Here is a 22,239-nt window from a genome sequence, read left to right as displayed (position 1 = left end):
GCGAAGCCTATCTCAGGAGTCTGTGAACGAAGCCTGCAGACTTTGCAGGATGGTCTCGCGCTGGTCCAACGCTGCGGACGCCGCCTCGGCGGCTGTGAGAACGATGGTCGACGCGAGTTCGCGGGCAGTCACCGATCCGAGATCCTCCGCGAGATCGAGGCCGACCATGGCCCCGGTTCCGTCCGCGACGACGGTCACGAGCCCGTTGGGCGAGGCCACTCGAATCCTGATGTGGTCGACGCGCTCCTGTGTCTCACGTAATCCGTCGAGCCGGTGTCGGGCGTTGTCGATCACGGTGTCGAGATCGGTGGGGTGAGAGTGGGTCATACCGGTCGCAACCAACTCGTGGGTGCCGGTTCCTGGGCCAGATCGTCGTTCGCGTCGGCGGCCGTCCGGGCGTGGGTCGGCAGACCCAGGCGATCGAGGATATCGGAGGGAACCCCGTCCTCGGCCAACCGGATTCGGCGCTGTGCCCGAGCGGCTGTGGTCGCCCGCGTGCATCGATCCAGGATCGTCGACGCCAATGCTGTTCCCCCGTAACGTAGTTCACGTTCATCGATAGCGATTGCGATCGGCACTCCATGCTCGGTGGCGCGAACGGATACCGAGCCGGATCGAGTTGCCGATACCGCGCTGACGACGGTGGTGTTCGCGTCCGTCATTGACTTCCTCTCATTCGGTCTGCCTCTCGTTCGGTCCGACCGTTACTGGGTCGGGCGGTAGAAGCCCTTGAATGCCATGTCGCTGTTGGTCGTTCTGATCGGTCCTACCTGCACCGGGTCTCCCGCCTCGACGAGCTGGCCGTTGCCGATGACCATCGCTACGTGGCCGTCCCACACCGCGAGATCGCCGGGCTGTACGTCACCGGCCGCGACCGACGAGCCGATGTCCTGTTCCTGCGCCAGCCGGGGGATGTCGACGCCCTGCTGTGCGTACGCCCATTGGGTCAACCCACTGCAGTCCAGTCCGGTGCCCGGCGTCGTACCGCCCCAGGCGTAGGGGACGCCCTGCTGCGTCAGCGCGCTGCGAACGGCACCTGCGGCTTCGGCGTTGGGGGCAGTGACGGTGCTCCCGTCGGGCAATCGCACCTCTACTCCTCGGCCGGCGTCCCCGGCGCGGGGTGAATCCATCGCCGAATTGCCCAAGAAGTGCTGTGCTCCACCGGCTCCGGGGGAGTCCGGCGTGCCGCCGGTTTGTGAGAGCGGCAGCGCGAACGTCTTCGCCAGCTTCTCCCCGGTCTCGATCACCTGAGCCGTTGCAGGTGAGGTCATCAGGTTCGAGGGCGAGCCCGGCACCGCTGCCGGGCCGGAGTCGATGGGTGCGGGGACCGCGGGCGGGGAGGCCAGCTCGCCGGCTGTCGCAGCGTGCACGGCCAGTTCAGCGCGCACACGCGCAACCACCGCCAGGGCACGCTCGAGGTGCTCGATCGCGGCCGAGATCAGCATCGTCTGCCCCATCGGGGTGGCGATGATCGGTCCTGCGGAAAGGGCGATGCCCACGAACGACTGCACTATTGCCTGTAGTTCGACGAAACCCTGCTCGGTATCCCGACATGCCCGATCGACGACGGCGGCGATATCGTCCGCGTGATCGGCAAGGGCCAGAGCACTCGCATGAGCGTTCTCGGCGTACCGAAGTGCTGCGTCCGCGGCGTCGCCGTTCCAGTTCGAAGCAAGTTCGGTGATCGCGATGCGGCCGATTCCCTGGGCGGCCTCGATCGCAGCCGACGACAGTCGCAACACGTCCGCGGGGCCTCCGGAGGGAACGGTACCGCCGCCGAAGGCACCGAGTAGCTCGACGATGGGGCGAGAGAGTAGATCGATCATCGCCGCTTACCGAGCGTCCGGTGCGCGACCGGCAGAGTGGGCCGTGACGGCCGCCCCGGTTGCGTCGTCGGTGCGGGCGTACGACACCGCAGCATCGGCGGCCGCAGAACCGAGGCTCGCCACCGCTCCCGCCAGGCGAACGACCGCATCGGTATGCGCCAGATGGGTTCCGGTCACCGTGGCCAGAAATTCCTGCCCGATCAGGCCGAACACCGGCGCCAACACGGCGGGCCCGCAGGCAGCGGCGGCAGCACCGGCCGCCGCGATCTGCTCGGCCATGGTCGACGCAGCCGCACCGTAGGCGAGCACCCCCTCGGTCTCGACGACGAGTTCGTCCATGAGTCCCCCTGAAATCGCGTGCGTTCGCGCAGTCGCCGAATGCGACGCCCAACTGGTTCGACGCGACTGCGGGCACATCGGTTCCCACGACTTGCCGTTCACCGTGCGTCTCGGCGATCTCCTCCGCTGGGGCTCATCGTGTGGGCCTCATGGTGCTGGGCCTTATCCTGTGAGACATGGATACACACGTGGTCGACCACCCACTGGCCGCCGCCCTGCTCACCACCATGCGGGACGAGCGGAGCGACAACGCCACGTTCCGCACTGCGCTCCGCCAGCTCACCCACATGCTGGTGTACGAGGCCACCAGGGACGCCGACATCGACACGTTCGAGGTACGTACTCCCGTCGCAGTCACCCAGGGCACCCGGTTGGCTCGTCCGCCGCTGCTCGTGCCCGTACTGCGTGCCGGTCTCGGCATGGTGGAGAAGGCGAGCGGTCTGATTCCACAGTCTCGCGTCGGGTTCGTCGGGATGGCCAGGGACGAGCAGACGCATCAGCCGGTGCCCTACATGGAGTCCCTGCCCGACGACCTGTCCCAGACTCCGGTCTATGTGCTCGACCCCATGCTGGCGACCGGCGGATCGATGGTGCACACGATCGAGCTGCTCGTCGGACGCGGCGCAACCGATGTCACTGCCATCTGCGTCGTGGCCGCCCCCGAAGGCGTCGCAGCGCTCGAAGCATCGGGACTCCCGGTGCGACTCGTTGCCGCGAGCATCGACGACGGACTCAACGACAATGCCTTCATCGTCCCGGGCCTCGGCGACGCGGGCGACCGTCAGTTCGGGCCCCGCTGATTCGCTCCGGTGCAACCCTGCTCGCGCTCGGGGTGTCCTGGCCCTCCGCCGGTCCTGACACCCCGCGGTTGCGCCTGCTCGACATCGAGGCCGAGCAGGTCGAGTTTCAGGAGCTGGTGGGTAACACACTGAGCTACCGCGCTCTCGGCGGTGCGGCAGACCGATACTGCACGGGCCGAACGGCATTCACTGCGGACGGGCCGCCGCGGTACGTTCCGTGCCCGGGCCGGGAGCCGGCCGTCGGATCGAGCCAGTGTGCACGGTGCGCGGACAAGGACGTGTTTCGTTTCGTTCATACCGTGCACCGCAGCGGATTCGTCTCGCGTGATCTGGAAAAGCATGTCATGGCACCGCATTGGCTCTACCTGGCGGCGTTTGCCAACGGCACCTTCAAGATCGGGACGGCCGCGCAGACTCGCAAATGGGGTCGGCTGGCCGAGCAGGGGGCTATCTGTGCGCAGTACGTCGCGCACGCGGACGACGGCAAGGCCGTGCGTGTCGCCGAGGACCTGGTGACCGAAAGGCTCGGACTACGGCAGGCCGTACGGTCGGCGACGAAAGCAGCATCGCTGTGCGTGCCACTCGATCTCGACCGGTTGGAGGCAGGCACTGCCGCGCGTGCGGAGCAGGTCCGTCAGCTGTTGACCGACGCCGCGATCGGCGGATGTCGGCCGATCGCGGAGCGGTGGACTCCGCCTGCGGGGCGGGAAACATTGAGCGAAAACGATACTCGGGTTGCCTACCCCGCCGATGTCGCAACCGGCTCTCATGGACTGCAGATCAGGACATGCGTCGGGCAGGCGGTGATCGCCTCGGTCGACGAGCAGACCTACGTCGCGGATCTGGCGGCATTGAAGGGTCGGCGCATCGAACTCGGGGCCTTCACGTCCGATCTGCCTGCGGTGCAGTCGGCACTGTTCTGAGTTACAGCTCTTTTGCGAACGCGGAGAGCTGGGCCAGGAGTTCGTACGCCGTCGCTCTCGCCCTCGCCAGATCCTGCCGGTCCGAGACGGGCTCGACGACCTCGAGGTACGCCTTGAGCTTGGGTTCGGTCCCGGACGGTCGCACGATGACCCGGAGTCCGGATCCCGCGATTTCGACTGCGTCGGTGCGCAACTCGTCGTCCCGGTCGGCGTAGTCCATGACAGTCACCGTGCGTCCGGCCAGCTCGGTCGGCGGCGTGCTGCGCAGTCGGCGCATCATGTCCCCGATGTCGGTGAGATCCTGCACTCGGCGCGACACCTGCGCACCGCTGTGGACTCCGAATTCGACGGCGAGGTCGTCGAGTACGTCGAGTAGCGTGCGTCCGTCCTGCTTCAGCGCTGCCGCGAGGTCCGCCAGTACGACGGCGGCAGAAATCCCGTCCTTGTCCCGCACCACATTCGGATCTACGCAGTGACCGATCGCTTCTTCGTAGGCGTACACGAGGCCGTCTCCGGCGCGCACGAGCCATTTGAAACCGGTCAGTGTGCGGGCATAGCGCGCGCCGCGGGCCGGTGCCAGTGCCGAGAGCAGCTGCGAGGACACGATGGTATTGGCCACCAGTGAGCCGGGCGGCGCGTCACGCAGCAGGTAGTCGGCCAGCAGAGCGCCGGTTTCGTCCCCGGTCAGCATCCGCCAACCGTGAGCGTCTCGGACTCCGACTGCGCAGCGATCGGCATCGGGGTCGAGTGCGACGGCGAGGTCGGCGCCGGTCTCGGCCGCCAGCGCGAGAACCGCGTCCGCAGCACCCGGCTCTTCCGGGTTGGGGAAGGTCACCGTCGGGAAGGACGGATCGGGCTCGAACTGCTCCTCGACCACCCGGATGTCGCGGAACCCAGCGCCGCGCAGTGCCGCCACGGCGAGTTCTCCGCCGACGCCGTGCAGTGCGGTCAGGGCGATACGAACATCGCGTGATCTCGAACGGGGCAGTCTCACAACCGAATCGAGGTAGCGCGACGCGATGTCCGAGCCGCTGGGCTCGACGGCTGTGCGAGGCACGTCGACTGCATCTGCACTGGCGTCGATGAGCGCCTCGATCTGGGCATCGCTCGGCGGAACCAACTGCGACCCGCCCCGCAGATACACCTTGTACCCGTTGTCGGCGGCCGGGTTGTGCGAGGCGGTGATCTGCACCCCCAGCTCGGCATCGAGCGCCCGTACGGCGAAGGCGACAACGGGCGTGGGGAGTGGTCGAGGGAGAAGGACCACCGAAAATCCCTGCGCGGCCAACGTTTCCGCCGCTGCGAAGGCGAACTGTTCCGAACCGGTGCGCGCGTCACGGCCCACCACGACGGTGGATCCGCCGAGGCCCTGCCCGAGCAGCCACGCTGCGATACCGGCGGTTGCTCGCACGACCACGGCGACGTTCATGCCGTTCGGGCCGGCGCGCACCGGCCCTCGGAGGCCGGCGGTGCCGAAGGTCAACGGACCGCTGAATCGGTCCGCAAGTTCGGAATCGGAGAGGCCGTCGAGTTCGTCGCGGCTCGCCGGATCGGGATCTCCCGCGATCCAGCGTTGCACACGCTCGGTGAGATCCTCGATCACAGTCGGGTGACCAACTCGTGCAGCAGAGCGCCCATCCGAGCTGCCGAATCCTTGCCCGCAGCGAGCACTTCGGAGTGATCGAGGTGTTCTCCGGTCATGCCGGCAGCGAGGTTGGTGACCAACGAAATTCCCAGCACGCGAGCACCCTTTGCACGGGCGGCAATCGTCTCGTGCACCGTCGACATGCCCACCAGATCTGCACCGAACGTGCGCAGCATCTTGATTTCGGCAGGCGTCTCGTAGTGAGGGCCCGGCAGTCCCGCGTAGACGCCGTCCTCGAGAGACGGATCGATCTCGGCCGCGAGAGCGCGGAGTTCGGGTGAGTAGGCACCGACGAGATCGACGAATTCGGCGCCGACGAGCGGCGAACGGGCGGTCAGGTTGAGGTGATCGGAAATCAGAACGGGTTGGCCGACGCTCATGCCTTCACGGATGCCGCCGGCGGCGTTGGTGAGGACGACGGTCGTCGCGCCTGCCGCGATCGCGGTGCGCACCGGGTGCACGACGCGTCGGAGGTCGTGACCCTCGTATGCGTGCGTACGGCCCTGAAGTAACAGAGTGTGGGTTCCGCCCACGTCCACCGAGGTGATCGTGCCGGAATGGCCCGACGCGGACGGCGGCGCGAAGCCGGGGAGATCGGCCATGCGCACGGTCGCGGTGGGGGAGCCGAAGACATCTGCGGCCGCCTGCCAGCCGGAGCCGAGGACGATGGCGACGGCATGGGTGTCGATGCCGGTCGCTGCAGCGAGAGCATCGGCGGCGGTGCGCGCCGCCGCATCGGGATCGGTCACGGGATCGGTTGCTCGTGCGTCGGAAGTTGCCACGATGAACAACAGTATGAGATCGCTGCGATGGATGTGGAACCGAGACGGTGCGACCGGGAAGTTACCGCCGAGTAGTATCCGCTGCATGCCTTATCTCGAACGCGACGGTGATGTCCACATCTTGTTCCTCGGTGCCCAGGAGGGCGCGGGCAATCCAGAGAACAGGTTCAACCCCGACTGGATAGATGCCGTCCATGCACTGCTCGACGAGGTCGAGGCATCGACCGGTCCGGCCGCGCTGGTCACCACCTCGGCAGGCAAGTTCTACAGCAACGGACTCGATACCGATTGGCTGTTCGCGAACCTGGACCGGATCACTTGGTACCTCGACCGCGTGCACACGCTCTACACGCGGCTGCTGGCGTTCCCGATGCCCACGGTCGCAGCGGTGCAGGGCCATGCGTTCGGTGCCGGCGCGATGTTCGCAACATCGCAGGATTTCCGCATCCAGCGCGCAGACCGAGGCTTCTACTGCCTGCCGGAGGTCAACCTCAACATGCCGTTCACCGTCGGCATGTCTGCCCTGATCAATTCCAGGCTGCCCAAACAGACCGCCGTCGAGGCGATGCTGACCGGCCGTCGTTACGGCGGGGCCGATGCGGTGGCCGCAGGAATCGTCGAGGCCACCGCGTCCGAGGAATCGGTGGTCTCCGACGCCGTTGCCAAGGCGGCGGCGCTGACCAGCACCCGGGGAGCGAACCTGGCCGGCATCAAGAGTCGGATGCACGTGGACCTGCTCGCTGCGCTGACGACGCCGACGGACGACAGCAACTTCAGCTTCGGCAACTAGCCCGTCCGGCACTGTTCGGGCTCGGAGTCGGCACAGCCGTTCCGACACGCCGCCGCGCTAGTGACACACTGTCTCTCGTGATCGACGAACCGAACAGTGCCGCCGTGGGCGAGGAGATCGGCCGCGCGCTCGCTCACGCAACCGACGAACTGGTTGCGCTGTCGCACTCGATTCACGCAGAACCGGAACTGGCGTTCGAGGAATATCGCAGCGTTGCGAAGGTCCTCGACACGCTTCGCGCCCACCATTTCGAGATCGAATCCGGGGTCGCCGGCATCGACACCGCATTCACCGCGTCGGTGGGTAGCGGCGAGCTCGTGATCGGAATCTGCGCGGAGTACGACGCGTTGCCCGAGATCGGTCATGCCTGCGGCCACAACATCATCGCCGCGTCCGCGGTGGGTGCCGCCCTGGCGCTCGCGCCGGTGGCCGATGCTCTCGGCATCACGGTCCGAGTGCTCGGCACCCCTGCCGAGGAAACGGGCGGTGGCAAGGTCCTGATGCTCGAGCGCGGCGTCTTCGACGACATCGGTGCCGCACTGATGGTGCATCCGGGCCCGTTCGACATCGTGGGCGCGACGTCGCTGGCATTGGCCGACGTTGCCGTCAAATTCACCGGCCGTGCGGCCCATGCGTCGGCCGCCCCCGAGTGGGGAATCAACGCGGGCGATGCCGTCACCGTCGCGCAGGTGGCGCTCGGGCTCATTCGGCAGCACTTCTCGCCCGGCCAACAACTGCACGGCATCGTCAGCGACGGCGGCGTCGCGCCGAACATCGTGCCCGGACATGCCGAGCTGCTCTACTATCTTCGCGCGAACAGCACCGAGTCACTCGAGGCGCTGACGAAGAAGACGTTCGCCTGTTTCGAGGCGGGTGCCATTGCCACCGGATGCACACACGAAATCCGCACGGTGTCGCCGACATACGCGGCCCTGACCCCGGATTCGTGGCTGGTGGCGGCATTTCGTCAGGAAATCGAAACATTGGGACGGTCGCCCTTGGCACCGGATTTGGAAGGATTTCGCCCGTTGGGCAGCACTGACATGGGAAACGTGACGAATGTTCTACCCGGAATCCACCCCGTCGTCGGCCTCGATGCCGGAGGGGCGGTGACGCATCAACCGGAGTTCGCCGCAGCGTGTGTCACCGAGTCCGCCGATCGTGCACTGCTCGACGGTGCTCTCGCCCTCGCCGGAACGGCCGCTCGCGCCGCAGCCGATCCACAGACCCGGGCGCGTCTGCTCGACGGTGTGAACGCTCGATCCGCGGTGCAGCGATGAGCGCAGGCGAAGAGGCAGAAGTTCGGATGAGCGCAGGCGAAGAGGCAGAAGTTCGGATGAGCGCAGGCGAAGAGGCAGAAGTTCGGATGAGTTCACGTGAAGCCGCGATCGATCGGTGGATTCAGGCTCACACAGAAGATCTGTCCCTGTGGCGTCGGCACATTCACGCCCATCCGGAACTGGCCCGTCGTGAATTCGCTACGACGGCGTTCGTCATGGAGCAGCTCTCGGCGGCAGGCCTGTCACCCAAACCGCTGCCCGGCGGCACGGGCTTGATCTGCGATATCGGTCCCGACGGCCCACGCGTCGCGCTGCGCGCGGACATGGACGCGTTGCCGCTGCAGGAGATCACCGGTGCGCCGTACACGTCGACGGTTCCCGGCGTATCCCACGCGTGCGGGCACGATGCCCACACCACGGTGTTGCTGGCGACCGGACTCGCGCTGGCGTCGCTGCCGGACCTGCACTATGGCGTTCGGCTGATCTTTCAACCTGCCGAGGAGGTCATGCCGGGCGGTGCACTCGACGCCGTTGCCGCGGGTGCGCTCGACGGGGTGTCGAAGATTTTCGCGTTGCACTGCGATCCGCGGCTCGAGGTGGGGCAGGTGGGAGTGCGTGTCGGGGCCATCACCTCCGCCGCCGACACCGTCGAGTTGCGTCTGGACTCGCCTGGCGGGCACACGTCGAGGCCGCATCTGACGACCGATCTGGTCTACGCATTGGGGACCGTCATCACCGGGCTGCCCGGCATGTTGAGCAGACGAATCGATCCGCGAACCAGCACAGTGATGGTCTGGGGCGCGGTCGTGGCGGGGCAGGCCCCCAACGCCATTCCGCAGACCGGCATGCTCACCGGAACAGTACGGACCGGCGACCACGAAACGTGGGCGCTGCTCGAGCCGCTCGTTCGCGAGATCGTCACCGGTCTGCTGGCACCGACCGGGGTGCGATTCGAGCTGCACTACCGTCGCGGCGTACCGCCTGTGGTGAACGACCCGGCGTCCACGGCCACCTTCGAGAAGGCCATCGGCCGAGTCGGTCCGGCGGCGTTGGCCGACACGGCTCAGTCCGGTGGCGGCGAGGACTTCTCGTGGTACCTGGAGAACGTGCCGGGAGCGATGGCCCGACTGGGCGTGTGGTCGGGGACCGGTCCGCAACTCGACATCCATCAGCCGACATTCGACCTCGACGAGCGAGCCTTGGCCGTGGGTGTGAAAGTGATGACCGGGATCGCATTGGATCCGAACTAGCGGTCGGGCGGTGGTCGTCGCCGCTGACCGCGAACTTCTACGACGTGGTGCCCGGCCCCACGTTGCGGCTGTTCCTGGTGCGTAGGTCGCGCACGTATTCGGCTGGGGCACCGGCAATTTCGGCTGCCTCGGCCATGACCCCGAGGTAGCGTGCCGACGGTAGGCCACCCTCGTAGGCGTCGAGAACGTAGAGCCACGCGAGGACCGGCTCGCCTCCGGTCTCGATGCGCAGCCGGATCTTGCGGTGTATGCCGAGCTCCGAGCCCTCCCACCGATCCAGGCTTTCCTCGTCCTCGTCGGAGACGTCGTAGAGCACCACGAAGACCTGTGAGTCCGGGTCCTCGACGATCGTGGCGAGCGCGCCCTCCCAGCCGATGTCGCCACCGCCGAAGGTCAAGCGCCACCCGTGCAGCCACCCGGTTCCCGACAGCGGTGAGTGGGGGCAACGCTGCAACATCTGCTCCGGATGCATGTTCGATCCGTAGGCGGCATAAATTGGCACGTCGGCCAGCCTAAACCGTATCGCCGCCCGTTGACGCCCCGTGGTGGTGTTTCGGTGCGTCGTCGCAGGTACGCCGAGCGACGGGTGGAGTGAAGCTAGCCTTACCGACGCGCGGAACCGGACACTGCAATACCGTTGACGTGACACAGTACAAAGATTTCAGCACGCGAGAAGAGGATCAATGACCCGGATTGTGATCATCGGTGGTGGTCCGGCAGGGTACGAAGCAGCATTGGTGGCGGCGCAGCACGGCGGACAGGTGACGCTCGTCGATTCCGACGGCATCGGTGGTGCCTGCGTTCTGTGGGACTGCGTGCCGTCGAAGACGTTCATCGCCTCGACCGGCATTCGCACCGAGATGCGTCGCGCAAGCGACCTCGGAATCTCACTCGACCCATCACAGGCAGCCGTCGCGCTGCCCCAGATTCATTCGCGAGTGAAGAGCCTCGCGCAGGCGCAGTCCACCGACATCGCGCACCGGGTCACCTCGGTGGGGGTCGAAATACTGGCCGGTCGCGCCGAGATGATCGACACGCACGTCGGATTGGCCTCGCATCAGATCAAGGCGGTGTTGGCCGACGGCGAGGAGCGAATTCTCGACGCCGATGTGGTCCTCGTCGCCACCGGAGCGCGCCCCCGCGTCGTCAAGGGTGCCGAGCCGGACGGCGAACGCATTCTCAACTGGCGTCAGTTGTACGACCTCGAAGCACTGCCCGAACACCTCGTCGTCGTGGGATCCGGTGTGACCGGTGCCGAGTTCGTCTCGGCCTACACCGAGATGGGCGTCAAGGTCACCGCGGTATCGAGCCGCGATCGCGTCCTCCCGCACGAGGACGAGGACGCTGCCCTGGTGCTCGAAGACGCGTTCAACGAACGTGGCGTCACCCTCGTCAAGCATGCCCGCGCAGACTCGGTCGTCCGCACCGACGACGGTATCGTCGTCACGCTGTCCGACGGGCGCACCGTCGAGGGCAGCCACGCGCTGATGACCGTCGGATCGGTCCCGAACACGTCGGGACTCGGTTTGGAGAAGGTCGGGATCGAGCTCGACAAGGGTGGATACCTGCGTGTCGACCGCGTGTCTCGTACCGCGGTCGCGGGCATCTACGCGGCGGGTGACTGCACGGGTCTGCTGCCGTTGGCGTCGGTGGCCGCGATGCAGGGACGCATCGCGATGTACCACGCCCTGGGCCAGGCCGTCAGTCCCATCAAACTCAAGACCGTGGCGTCGGCGGTGTTCACGCGGCCCGAAATCGCATCGGTCGGCGTCGCACAGTCCGCGATCGATGCAGGCGACGTACCGGCACGCACGGTGATGTTGCCGTTGACGACCAACCCGCGAGCGAAGATGAGTGGTCTCAAGCGTGGTTTCGTCAAAATATTCTGTCGCCCCGCCACCGGTGTGGTCATCGGTGGTGTGGTGGTTGCTCCGAGCGCATCGGAGTTGATTCTTCCGATCGCGATGGCCGTGCAGAACAATCTGTCGGTGAACGACCTGGCCAACACGTTCTCGGTCTATCCGTCGCTGTCGGGTTCGGTCATCGAGGCCGCGCGTCAGTTGATGGCGCACGACGACCTGGACTGATTTCACAATGCGAGAAGTACGTTTCATATTTCGGACGCACATGACATAGTCGAGAGAGCCGACACACCCGTCCGCTCTCTCTTCGACTCTGCGGATCCGCGGGCCGTTCTTCCCGTCCCTGCTTCCCTGGAGTCTCTTTCGTGTCTTCGATTCATCCGCCTGCCGATCTGGCCCGCCGTACCGCAACACTCGACAGTTCGGCCATCCGCGACCTTCTGGCCCTGACCGCTCGCGACGAGATCATCAGCCTGGCCGGCGGTTTACCGGCCACAGATCTCATACCGGTCGACCGCATCGCTGCCGCAGCGGACGCAGTGCTGCGACACTACGACGCAGTGCAGTACTGCGAGACCCCCGGCCACCGCACACTGCGCAACGTGATCGCCGCCAGAGAGAGCGCCGTGCGCGGGGGAGTGACGGTTCCGACTGACACCGTCGTCGTGACGCACGGATCGCAGCAGGCGCTGACGCTGCTCGCGCAGGCGCTGATCGACCCGGGTGCCGTTGTCGTCGTCGACGAGCCCGCGTATACCGGCGCGCTGCAGGTGTTTTCGATTGCCGAGGCGCAGATCGAATCCATCCCCATCACCGACGGCGGGATGGATGTCGACGAGCTCGAAGCGCGGCTGCTCGCCGGCCTGCGGCCCGCGGTGGTCCATACGGTCGCCAACTTCCACAACCCCCGCGGCGTGACGATGACCGAGGCTCGCCGTCGCCGACTCGCGGCCCTGGCCGACCGGTACGGATTCTGGATCATCGAGGACGATCCGTACGGCGAGATCTGGTTCGACACAATCGAATCCGGACCGTCCCCGTTGCCGATCGCGTGTCACAGCGATCGTGTCGTCAGGCTGTCGAGCGCGTCGAAGATCCTGGCACCGACTCTGCGCGTGGGATGGTTCGTTGCCCCGCCCCGAGTGTGCGCGGCGGTGGAACTGCTCAAACAGGGTGCCGATCTGTGCGGTTCCTCGCTGACACAGCTGATGGCGGCCGACCTGCTGGGCGACACCGAGTGGCTGGCGGACCACCTGACCGATCTTCGGCGTGAGTACGGTTGTCGCGCAGACGCATTGACGAGCGATCTGTCCGGGGAATTCGGTTCGGCGCTGGACGTCTCGCGACCCACAGGTGGAATGTTCGCGTGGGCGACCTTTCGCGACGGGACCGATACCACCGAGCTGCTCGCTGCGGCGCTCGCGCACGGCGTCGCGTTCGTGCCGGGTAGCGCGTTCGTGCGCGCTGCAACGTCCACGTCGGCCGAGTACTTCCGCCACTCGCTGAGGTTGAGCTTCGCCGGCTCCACACCGGAGGTGCTGAACGAGGCAGTGCGGCGGCTGAGCGCGGCACATGCGTCGATGACACGGCGAAGCTGAACCGCAGACCAGCCTGCGCTGGTTCTGCGCTCGGCCGACCTGGGGCGGTAGCCTGACGTGGGAGACATCGCGAGGAATTTTCGAGGACAGGGAGCGCCCAGTGAGCAACCGATCGAACACGAAGTTCCTCGGACCCACCCAACGGGTGGAGGCGTGGGACCAGCTCGGACGCGAACAATTCGACGTCGTGGTCGTCGGCGGTGGCGTCGTGGGTTCGGGTGCCGCGCTCGACGCGGCAACACGAGGCCTGAAGGTGGCGCTCGTGGAGGCGCGTGACTACGCGTCGGGCACGTCCTCTCGCTCGTCCAAGATGTTCCACGGTGGCCTTCGCTACCTCGAACAACTCGAGTTCGGACTCGTCCGTGAGGCGCTGCACGAACGTGAACTCTCGCTCTCCACTCTCGCGCCGCATCTGGTCAAACCGCTGAAATTCCTGTTCCCCCTCACCCATCGGGGGTGGGAGCGCCCGTACATCGCGGCGGGTATTTTTCTGTACGACCGGATGGGCGGTGCCAAATCGGTTCCGCAACAGAAGCATCTGACCCGTTCGGGTGCCCTGCGGATGTCGCCCGGCCTCAAACGGAAATCGCTGATCGGCGGAATTCGTTACTACGACACCGTCGTCGACGACGCGCGGCACACGATGACCGTCGCCAGAACGGCAGCCCACTACGGCGCAGTGGTGCGTACGTCCACTCAGGTCGTGGGGTTCCTCCGTGAAGCCGACCGTGTTTCCGGTGTGCGAGTGCGAGATTCGGAGACCGGGGCCACCACCGAGGTGCGTGCGCACGTGGTGATCAACGCCACGGGCGTGTGGACCGACGAAATTCAGTCGCTGTCGAACATGCGTGGTCGCTTCCGAGTACGGGCCTCGAAGGGTGTGCACATCGTGGTGCCGCGCGATCGGATCGTCAGCGAAGCCGCGATCATTCTGCGCACCGAGAAGTCCGTGCTGTTCATCATTCCGTGGGGCGCGCACTGGATCATCGGCACCACCGATACCGACTGGAACCTCGATCTCGCGCACCCTGCCGCGACCAAAGCCGATATCGACTACATTCTCGGCGAGGTCAACGGGGTGCTCGTCACGCCGCTCACGCACGACGACATCGACGGCGTCTACGCGGGATTGCGGCCGCTGCTGGCGGGTGAAAGCGACGAGACGTCCAAGCTGTCCCGTGAGCACGCGGTGGCGCGGGTGGCACCGGGACTCATTGCTATCGCAGGTGGCAAGTACACGACCTACCGGGTGATGGCCGAGGACGCAGTGGATCTCGCGGCCGAGGACATCCCGGCGCGGGTGGCGTCGTCGATCACCGAGAAGGTGCCGCTCGTCGGCGCGGACGGTTACTTCGCGCTGGTCAATCAGGCCCCGCACCTGGGCGAAGTACACGGGCTGCATCCGCACCGAGTGACTCATCTGCTGGACCGATACGGCTCGCTGATCGACGAGGTGCTGGCCATGGCGGACGGCAAACCCGAACTGCTGCAACCGTTGACCGACGCGCCCGCTTATCTGCAGGTCGAGGTGGTCTATGCCGCTGCGGCCGAGGGCGCACTGCACCTCGAGGACGTGCTGTCGCGGCGCACCCGGATTTCCATCGAGTACTCACATCGGGGGATGAACTGCGCGGGTCAGGTCGCAGCACTCATTGCCCCGATCCTGGGTTGGGACGAGGCCACGGTCGACCGTGAGGTCGACACGTACCGGGCTCGGGTCGAGGCCGAGATCGCGTCGCAGCGTCAGCCGGACGACGAATCTGCCGACGCCCTGCGCGTCGTCGCCCCCGAAGCGCGTCAGGAAATTCTCGAACCCGTCCGGACCCTTTGAGTCACGGAACCCGAACCAGCGTCCGCGGTGCGCGAGCAGCCGTCGCGCCGGAGACAGCCATGACCAGCAGGGTGAGTATCGCAAGTGTCAACATACGATCCATGGTGATCGGCGAAGCTGTGAGCAGGCTTGGTCTCACCTGACAGTGAGCCGTCAGATTTTGCCCGGGCGGTGCTGGTCGGGACCGACCGGCGATTCGAGCTGCGCGCGTAAAAACGCCCTTTCCGCCGGCGACGGGTCGAGAGACAGAGCGGTTGTTCGTGCACTTCTGGCCTCCTCGGCTCGGCCGAGTCGATCCAGCATCACAGCTCGACAGGCATGCCACAGATAATGCCCGCCCAGCGAGGCGATGGCATCGAGTGCTTCGAGTCCGGCGGCAGGACCTCGACTTTCCCCGACGGCCACCGCTCGGTTGAGTGCCACGATCGGTGTGTTCTCCACCCCGGACAGCACGTCGTACAGCTCGACGATCCGAGACCAGTCGGTGTCGGCGTAGGTTGGCGCGCCGGAGTGACATGCCGCGATGGCTGCTTGAACGGTGTACCGGTTCGGTGGGGTGTCGCTGCGACGTAGTGCACTGTCCACCCACTGCATGCCCTCCTCGATCGCCTCCCGATTCCAGCGAGATCGGTCCTGGTCTTCGAGCCTGACCAGGCCGCCCTCCTCGTCGGTCCTCGTAGCCCGGCGCGAGTCCGTGAACAGCATCAGTGCCAGTAGTCCTCGAAGGGATGGCTCGTCCGGCATGAGCTCGATCATGAGGCGGGCAAGGCGAATTGCCTCGTCACACAGCTGGGGCCGCACCAGCGTCTCGCCCCCGAGATGCCCGGCGGTGAACAGTAAATACACGGTGGTTGCCACCGCGTCGAGTCGTTGCGGCAACTCCGCCGAGTCCGGTACTCGGTACGCGATGTTGGCGGCGGCGATCTTCTTCTTCGCGCGTGTGAGCCGTTTGGCCATCGTGGCTTCCGGCACGAGCATCAGGCGGGCGACGTCGACCGTGGCGAGCCCGCAGAGGGTACGCAGGCTCAACGCCACCTGTGCCTCGACGGAGAGCGCCGGGTGGCAGCAGGTGAACACCAGCCGCAGCATGTCGTCGCTGATCGAGTCCTTGTCTTCCTCACGCCAATCTTGGTTCAGCAGTGCAAGATTCGCTGCCTCTCGCTCCTTCACGCTGCGGCCGGCCTCGCGTCTGACGATGTCGAGAGCCTTGTTGCGCGCGACGGTCGTGAGCCACGCTCGTGGGTTGTCGGGGACGCCCGATCGAGGCCAGTGGTCGAGTGCGGCCACCACGGCCTCGGAGACCGCATCTTCGGCTACGGCAAGACTGCCGGTGATGCGGACGAGGGTCGCCAACACTCGGCGACCCTCGTCACGGATCGTGGCCGACAGCTGCTCGGCCGGTGTGCTCACTGAGCCATCGGGATGACCGGCCGGACTTCGATTGCTCCGTTCCACGCCGCGGGAATCTGCGCCGCCATCGCGATCGCCGCGTCGAGGTCCGGTGCCTCGAGGAGGAAGAACCCAGCGAGTACCTCTTTTGCTTCGGCGAACGGACCGTCCGTCGTCAGGACGTCACCGCCTTTGCCGCCCGACACACGCACCGTGGTGGCGGTCGACGTGGGGTACAGGACCGCGCCGCCGGTGATCGTCGGTCCGGCCGAGGCGCTGAATGCACCGTATTCGGCCATCTCGTCGGCCACGTCGGGCGAGGTCCAGTCGGCATCGTGGGTGTAGACGATGGCTGCGTATGCGGTCATGGTGAGCTCCTGACGATTCGTCGTGGTCTGCGCCGTTCGCCGACCTACATACGAAGGACGAACGGGGTTCGCCGAAAAGGACACCACGAACAGGACTATCTCGCCACACCTCGAGGTTGGCAGTGCGGGCAGTAGTAGATCTGCCGTTCTTCGAGTGGGTTGTCGCCGATCAGTCCGAACTCGATGGTGGTACCGCACCGCCTGCACGGCTTGTTCTCACGGCCGTACACCCAGAAGTGACGGCCCGCGCGACGATCCCCGGTGGTGACGCGCTGATTGCGATTCTTGTTGGCGGTGATGGTGCGGAAGGACAGGTCGATCATCTTCTTCAGGTCTCCGGAGTCCTCGACCGGCGTGCGGGGATCGACTCCGCGAAGGAAGCAGATCTCGTTGCGGTAGACATTGCCGAGTCCGGCTATGTTGCGCTGATCGAGCAGGGCCAGGCCGATCGGTCGGCCGGGGTCCGACTCCAGATTGGTCAGGGCGACACCTGGGTCCCAGTCGGGTCCGAGTAGATCCGGTCCGAGATAGCCGACAGCGTCGTCCTCGTTCTCGAGGATCTCCAGCACGCCCAGCTCGAATCCGATGGCCTGCGCCTTCTCGGTGTTCAGAATGATCCGCGCTTGGAAGGCCGGACGACGCCAGCGAGCCCCCAGTGCGTAAACGTGCCAGGTGCCTTCCATCTTCAGGTGCGAGTGGATCGAGTAGCCGCCCACTCTGATCAGCAGGTGTTTGCCCCTCGACGCGACAGACTCGACCGTTTCGCCGGTGAAGTCGACTGTGGCGTAACGGGGTACACGAATGTCGCAGGCAGTGAGCTGCTGGCCCTCGAGCGCTGCCCGCAGAGTGTTGGCGGCGCGCCAGACGGTATCGCCCTCGGGCATCTACGTCCTCTCTCGTTCTTCGGTTCTCTTCTTCGTCAGTGGTGCGGTGCCTCAGCGCCGCAGGCGTAGTCCGCGGGGAGTCGCCGAGAAACCGGCCGCGGTCAACGTCTTGGAGAAGTCCGTGCCGTGGATGTCGTGACCGTTGATCCGTTCGACCAGTAACTTGTCCACCCCGCCGCGCTTGACCGTGGTCGCCAATGCCGTTGCTGCAGAAGCGATGTCCTCGGTGTTGTCGCCGAAGGTCAGCACCGACTTCCCGCCACGTTCGACGAACATCGTCAACTCCCCACGAACAAGTACGACCAGCGCTCCCGCCTTGCGACCCGGCCGGTGCTTCGTCGTGTCGTCGGTGTCTTCGCCGCCGGCCTTCGGCCAGGGCAGTGCTCCGCCGTACGGGTTGGCCGGATCGCAGGACGCGAGTACGACGGCGGTGGCGTTCTTCTTCGGTTCGTCGTAGCTGCGCAAACGGTCGACGACGTCGGAGGTGGAGAACTGAGCGCCGCCCAGCGAATCGACGAAGTATCCGCGTCGGCAGCGACCCGAATCCTCGAACCCCGTGAGCACCTTGTACATCGTGGCGAACCCGCCGGGGACCCCTTCGTTCATGACCGAACCACGCGTCACCACGCCATAGCGTTCGAGAAGTACATCTGCGGTGGCATGAGCCCGGACGGTGAGGTCCGGTTCGAGTTCGGGCAACCGTGACCACCGACCGCCGGCCGTCGGGGGGCCGGTGCGGGTGGGTAGAGACGGCCGATCGAACTGACGGTAGGAACGCAGGCGCGGGGTTCGACGCGGTGATCGATGACTCGGGGCGGAGCGGGTGGCCGTCGAGTTCAACAGCGCTCGCAGTGGCGCGAACGTGTCGTTGCTCAGTCGTCCGGCCCACACCAACTCCCAGAGCGCAGCCTGCAGAGCCGTGTCGTCGGTGCTGCCGACGGTGTCGGAGAGCTGGCGGAAGAAGTACGCACCGCCGCCGGCGACTGCGTCCTGAATGCGAATCTGCAACTCGGACAGGTCGGATTCGGCGGCGGGCACCAGAGTCAGCGGCGCGGTATCGGCCATGTGCAGGCTCACCCAACCGTCTTTGGACGAGATTGCACCGTGGCCCGCCCACAACACCTCGCCGGTCGAGGTCAACTCGTCGAGCATGGCGGGGCTGTAGTCGCTCACCCGGGAGGCGAGCACGAGAGATTCCCACGCCGACGCCGGAACGGGCACGCCCGCAAGCTGTTCGATGACCGTTGCCACACCGTCGATCCCGCTCAACCGACGACTGTCCACGTGCTGCCACGCCGGCAGGAAGCGGCCGAGCGTGGCGGTGGACACGGGTTCGACTTCCTGCCGTGCCGCCGCCAGAGATCGCCGCCGCAATCGCCGAAGAACCTCCGCGTCGCACCATTCGCTGCCCGTGGCACCGGGACGAAATTCGCCTTCGACGACGCGCTTGTCGACGGCCAGTCGGCGCAGGACGTCACGCACCACGGCGGTACCGACGCCGAACCGCGCTGCTGCGTCGTCGAGGGTGAACGGTCCGTGGGTTCGGGCGTACCGGCTGATCAGGTCGACGAGTGGGTCGTCGACGGGCTCGATGAACGCGGCGGGAGTGCCGATCGGTAGCGGAACACCGAGTGCATCGCGCAAGCGAGCCGCGTCCTCGATGGCCGTCCACCAGTTCTGGCCGGCGAACGAAACTTCCATTGCCCGCTTTGCATCGGCCAACTCGGCGAGCCACTGCGGGAATTCGTCGCCGTTGGTGCGCTGTCCGACTTCCGTGGCGGTCAGCGGACCGAGCAGCCGCAGCAGATCCGCAACACCCTCGATGTCCTTGGCGTGTCTGTCCTCGGGCAGTCGCTGTAACTCGAGCTCGGTGGTGGTGATGACGCTGTCGTCCAGCAACTCTCGCAGCTCGACGCGTCCGAGCAACTCGGCCAGCAGCGCCGAATCGAGAGACAGGGCGGCGGCCCGCCGTTCGGCGAGCGGGCTGTCGCCCTCGTACATGAAAGCGCCGACGTAGTTGAACAGCAACGAATTCGCGAACGGTGACGGTGACGGCGTCTCGACGTCGACGATCCTGATCTGGCGTCGCCCGATGCGGGCCAGGATGTCTTCGAGAGCGGGGAGGTCGTAGACGTCCTGCAGGCACTCGCGCACGGTTTCGAGCAGGATCGGGAACGTGGGGTATTTACGAGCGACGTCGAGCAGCTGTGCCGAACGCTGCCGTTGTTGCCACAGTGGTGCCCGCTTGCCGGGGTTGCGTCGGGGCAGAAGCAGTGCGCGAGCGGCACATTCGCGAAATCTCGACGCGAACAATGCCGATCCACCGACCTGCTCGGTGACGATGTCGGCGATCTCGTCACGCTCGAACACGAACAGTTCCGCGCCGGGCGGCTGGTCGTCGGTATCGGGTAGCCGGACGATGATGCCGTCGTCGGATGCGGTGGGGGCGGCGTCGATGCCGTATCGCTCGATCAGCCTCGCGCCGACCGCGAGGGCCCACGGCGCGTGTACCTGCTGACCGTAGGTGGAGTGCAGCACCAATCGCCAGTCGCCGAGTTCGTCGCGAAATCGCTCGACGATCATCGTCTTGTCGGTGGGGAGCTGGCCGGTGGCCTCGAGTTGTTCGTCGAGCAAAGCGATCAGGTTGTTGACTGCGTTGGCGTCGAGACCGTCGGTGCTCAGCCGCTCGGCCAGGTTGCTGCGGTCGGTGGTGCTCCGCAGAAACTCGCCCAGGGCCCGGCCCAATTCGGCCGGTCGACCGAGGCCGTCGCCGTGCCAGAACGGCAGCCTGCCCGGTTGGCCGTATGCGGGACTGACCAACACCCGGTCGTGCGTGATCTCTTCGATGCGCCAGCTGGTGGCACCGAGTGCGAACACGTCGCCCACTCGCGATTCGTAGACCATCTCCTCGTCGAGTTCGCCTACCCGAGACTGCTTTTCGCCCACCATGTAGACGGTGAACAAACCGCGGTCGGGGATGGTGCCGCCGGACGTGACGGCCAGTCGCTGCGACCCGGGACGGCCGGTGAGAGTGTTGGCGTCGCGGTCCCACACGAGCCGTGGCCGTAGTTCGGCGAACTCGTCCGACGGGTAACGGCCCGAGAGCAGGTCGAGTGTCGACTCGTAGGCAGACCTGGGCAGGGTGGCGAAACTGCCGGTGCGACGGACGGATTCGAACCAGTCCTCGGCGTCGATGGGTTCGAGTGCGCACGCCGCGACGGTCTGCTGGGCGAGGACGTCGAGGGGATTGGCCGGGACGAAGAGGGCCTCGATCTTGCCCGACGTCATGCGTTCGACGGTGACCGCGCAATGGATGAGATCGGTGCGGTGCTTGGGGAACAGCACGCCCTTGGAGATCTCGCCCACCTGGTGGCCGGCGCGACCGACGCGCTGCAGGCCACTGGCCACCGACGGCGGTGCCTCGACCTGGACCACCAGATCGACTGCGCCCATGTCGATTCCGAGCTCCAGACTGCTGGTGGCCACAACGCAGCGCAGACGACCGGTCTTCAGATCGTCTTCGATCAGCGCGCGCTGATCCTTGCTGACACTGCCGTGGTGGGCCCGTGCCAGCAGAGGATCGGCACCGTGGTTGACGTCGGATGCGGTGCCCACCTGAGATGGTGGTTTGTGCTCGGTATCGACTCCGCCGCCGATACGTTCGGCGTACACCTCGTTGAGCCGCGCGGTGAGTCGTTCCGCGAGCCGGCGCGAGTTGGCGAAGACGATGCACGATTTGTGCTCGAGGATGAGATCGACCATCTTCTCCTCGACGTGCGGCCAGATCGATCCCTGAGCCGGGGGAGCGGCGGAGGTGTCCGCATTCGGGTCGGTGACGCCGAGTTCGGTCATGTCCTCCACGGGCACCTGAACCGTCAGGTCGAAAGTCTTCGGAGCGGGTGGGGCGACGATCTCGATGGGAGCGGCACCGGCGAGGAATCGGCCCACTTCCTCGTGGGGGCGCACCGTCGCGGACAGGCCGATGCGTTGCGCGGGCTTGTCCAGCATCGCGTCGAGCCGCTCGAGGGACACTGCGAGGTGCGCGCCACGCTTCGTGCCTGCGACGGCGTGCACCTCGTCGACGATCACCGTATCGACCTCGGCCAGGATGTCCCGCGCCGCAGAGGTGAGCATGAGGAACAGAGACTCGGGAGTGGTGATCAGAATGTCCGGCGGAGTCTTGATCATGGTCCGGCGATCGGCAGCGCTGGTGTCGCCCGAGCGGACTCCGACGGAGATCTCCGGCGGGTTCAGACCGAGACGCTTGGCCGTCTGGGTGATGCCGACCAACGGAGCTCGCAGGTTGCGCTCGACGTCCACTGCCAGAGCCTTGAGCGGCGATATGTAGAGCACCTTGGTCTTGCGGGTGCTGTCCGCACCCAGCTGGGCCAGCTCGTCGAGGGCCCACAGGAATGCCGACAGCGTTTTGCCCGAGCCGGTCGGCGCGACCACCAGGGTGTGCGATCCGCTGGAAATGGACGACCACGCACCGAGTTGCGCCGACGTGGGGGCCGGAAATGCGCCGTTGAACCACTCGCGAGTCGGCCGCGACAGCTTCTCCATGATGTCGGTGCCGATACTGTGCGTGGCCATCCCACCATCATGCCCCGAGGCACCGACAGGTAACCCCGGAGCGCGAAGCTCGTGCGCTGCGGTGTCGTTTCGCCCGATT

19 protein-coding genes are annotated in these 22,239 nt (G+C 66.2%); 8 read left to right on the top strand and 11 right to left on the bottom strand.

The window, feature by feature from the left end; all coding sequences use genetic code 11:
- Window positions 1–12: 12 nt before the first annotated feature.
- From VF34_RS25365 to VF34_RS19895, 4 genes are read right to left on the bottom strand one after another with little or no spacing between them, the layout of a single operon-like run.
- Entirely contained in the window at window positions 13–327 is a 315-nt protein-coding gene (locus VF34_RS25365; RefSeq protein ID WP_045841978.1) for a YbaB/EbfC family nucleoid-associated protein, read from the bottom strand.
- Window positions 324–662, bottom strand: a complete 339-nt coding sequence (locus VF34_RS19905; RefSeq protein ID WP_032372738.1) for a hypothetical protein — start codon at window positions 660–662, stop codon at window positions 324–326. The genes VF34_RS25365 and VF34_RS19905 overlap by 4 nt, the downstream gene beginning before the upstream one ends.
- A 42-nt stretch (window positions 663–704) precedes the next feature.
- Entirely contained in the window at window positions 705–1,826 is a 1,122-nt protein-coding gene (locus tag VF34_RS19900) for a C40 family peptidase (RefSeq protein WP_045841977.1), read from the bottom strand.
- Window positions 1,827–1,832: 6 nt separating this feature from the next.
- Window positions 1,833–2,165: a type VII secretion target gene (locus tag VF34_RS19895; protein ID WP_080733168.1), complete on the bottom strand. Its 333-nt coding sequence runs from the start codon at window positions 2,163–2,165 to the stop codon at window positions 1,833–1,835.
- 176 nt (window positions 2,166–2,341) lie between these two features.
- Between VF34_RS19895 and upp the strand changes: the two genes are divergently transcribed.
- Window positions 2,342–2,965: a uracil phosphoribosyltransferase gene (gene upp / locus VF34_RS19890; protein WP_027496434.1), complete on the top strand. Its 624-nt coding sequence runs from the start codon at window positions 2,342–2,344 to the stop codon at window positions 2,963–2,965.
- 32 nt (window positions 2,966–2,997) lie between these two features.
- Entirely contained in the window at window positions 2,998–3,888 is an 891-nt protein-coding gene (locus tag VF34_RS24400) for a DUF2797 domain-containing protein (RefSeq protein ID WP_230593563.1), read from the top strand.
- Window position 3,889: 1 nt separating this feature from the next.
- Here VF34_RS24400 and VF34_RS19880 read toward each other — a convergent pair whose 3' ends face one another.
- The gene (locus VF34_RS19880; protein WP_032372736.1) at window positions 3,890–5,491 is read right to left on the bottom strand and encodes a phospho-sugar mutase; all 1,602 of its coding nucleotides are present in this window, start codon (window positions 5,489–5,491) and stop codon (window positions 3,890–3,892) included.
- Window positions 5,488–6,282, bottom strand: coding sequence for a purine-nucleoside phosphorylase (locus tag VF34_RS19875; RefSeq protein WP_032372894.1), 795 nt, complete (start codon window positions 6,280–6,282; stop codon window positions 5,488–5,490). Before VF34_RS19875 ends, VF34_RS19880 begins: the two co-directional genes overlap by 4 nt.
- 118 nt (window positions 6,283–6,400) lie before the next feature.
- Between VF34_RS19875 and VF34_RS19870 the strand changes: the two genes are divergently transcribed.
- From VF34_RS19870 to VF34_RS19860, 3 genes are all read left to right on the top strand, one after another.
- Entirely contained in the window at window positions 6,401–7,105 is a 705-nt protein-coding gene (locus tag VF34_RS19870) for an enoyl-CoA hydratase-related protein (protein WP_032372735.1), read from the top strand.
- A gap of 104 nt (window positions 7,106–7,209) precedes the next feature.
- Entirely contained in the window at window positions 7,210–8,385 is a 1,176-nt protein-coding gene (locus VF34_RS19865; RefSeq protein ID WP_045842089.1) for a M20 family metallopeptidase, read from the top strand.
- Between the two features lie 86 nt (window positions 8,386–8,471).
- Window positions 8,472–9,635 (top strand): M20 family metallopeptidase, encoded by a 1,164-nt coding sequence (locus tag VF34_RS19860; protein WP_032372892.1) that lies wholly within the window; start codon window positions 8,472–8,474, stop codon window positions 9,633–9,635.
- A gap of 37 nt (window positions 9,636–9,672) precedes the next feature.
- Here the strand turns inward: VF34_RS19860 and VF34_RS19855 are convergent, their stop codons facing one another.
- Complete coding sequence (locus VF34_RS19855) at window positions 9,673–10,137, bottom strand: gamma-glutamylcyclotransferase family protein (protein ID WP_027496440.1); 465 nt, start codon at window positions 10,135–10,137, stop codon at window positions 9,673–9,675.
- A 181-nt stretch (window positions 10,138–10,318) separates the two neighbouring features.
- Here VF34_RS19855 and VF34_RS19850 point away from each other — a divergent pair, with 181 nt between their 5' ends.
- The 3 genes from VF34_RS19850 to VF34_RS19840 all read left to right on the top strand — a co-directional run bounded on the left by VF34_RS19850 (window position 10,319) and on the right by VF34_RS19840 (window position 14,926).
- On the top strand, window positions 10,319–11,722 hold the full coding sequence (locus VF34_RS19850) for an NAD(P)H-quinone dehydrogenase (protein WP_027496441.1): 1,404 nt from the start codon (window positions 10,319–10,321) through the stop codon (window positions 11,720–11,722).
- 140 nt (window positions 11,723–11,862) lie between these two features.
- Entirely contained in the window at window positions 11,863–13,095 is a 1,233-nt protein-coding gene (locus VF34_RS19845) for an aminotransferase-like domain-containing protein (RefSeq protein WP_032372733.1), read from the top strand.
- Between the two features lie 100 nt (window positions 13,096–13,195).
- A complete protein-coding gene (locus tag VF34_RS19840) occupies window positions 13,196–14,926 on the top strand; it encodes a glycerol-3-phosphate dehydrogenase/oxidase (RefSeq protein WP_027496443.1) in 1,731 nt (576 codons plus the stop codon).
- 153 nt (window positions 14,927–15,079) lie between these two features.
- Here the strand turns inward: VF34_RS19840 and VF34_RS19835 are convergent, their stop codons facing one another.
- The 4 genes from VF34_RS19835 to VF34_RS19820 form a co-directional block, all read right to left on the bottom strand.
- Entirely contained in the window at window positions 15,080–16,336 is a 1,257-nt protein-coding gene (locus VF34_RS19835; protein WP_032372732.1) for an RNA polymerase sigma factor, read from the bottom strand.
- Window positions 16,333–16,683 (bottom strand): YciI family protein, encoded by a 351-nt coding sequence (locus tag VF34_RS19830; RefSeq protein WP_032372731.1) that lies wholly within the window; start codon window positions 16,681–16,683, stop codon window positions 16,333–16,335. Before VF34_RS19830 ends, VF34_RS19835 begins: the two co-directional genes overlap by 4 nt.
- Window positions 16,684–16,778: 95 nt before the next feature.
- Window positions 16,779–17,567 (bottom strand): DNA-formamidopyrimidine glycosylase family protein, encoded by a 789-nt coding sequence (locus VF34_RS19825; RefSeq protein WP_032372730.1) that lies wholly within the window; start codon window positions 17,565–17,567, stop codon window positions 16,779–16,781.
- A gap of 51 nt (window positions 17,568–17,618) precedes the next feature.
- The gene (locus VF34_RS19820) at window positions 17,619–22,160 is read right to left on the bottom strand and encodes an ATP-dependent helicase (protein WP_032372729.1); all 4,542 of its coding nucleotides are present in this window, start codon (window positions 22,158–22,160) and stop codon (window positions 17,619–17,621) included.
- Between the last annotated feature and the right edge of the window lie 79 nt (window positions 22,161–22,239).

It is taken from the genome of Rhodococcus sp. PML026 (genome assembly GCF_000963615.1).
Classification (GTDB): Bacteria; Actinomycetota; Actinomycetes; order Mycobacteriales; family Mycobacteriaceae; genus Rhodococcoides; species Rhodococcoides fascians.
The sequence above is the reverse complement of the archived record's forward strand: the minus strand, read 5'-3'. Positions and strand labels throughout refer to the sequence as shown.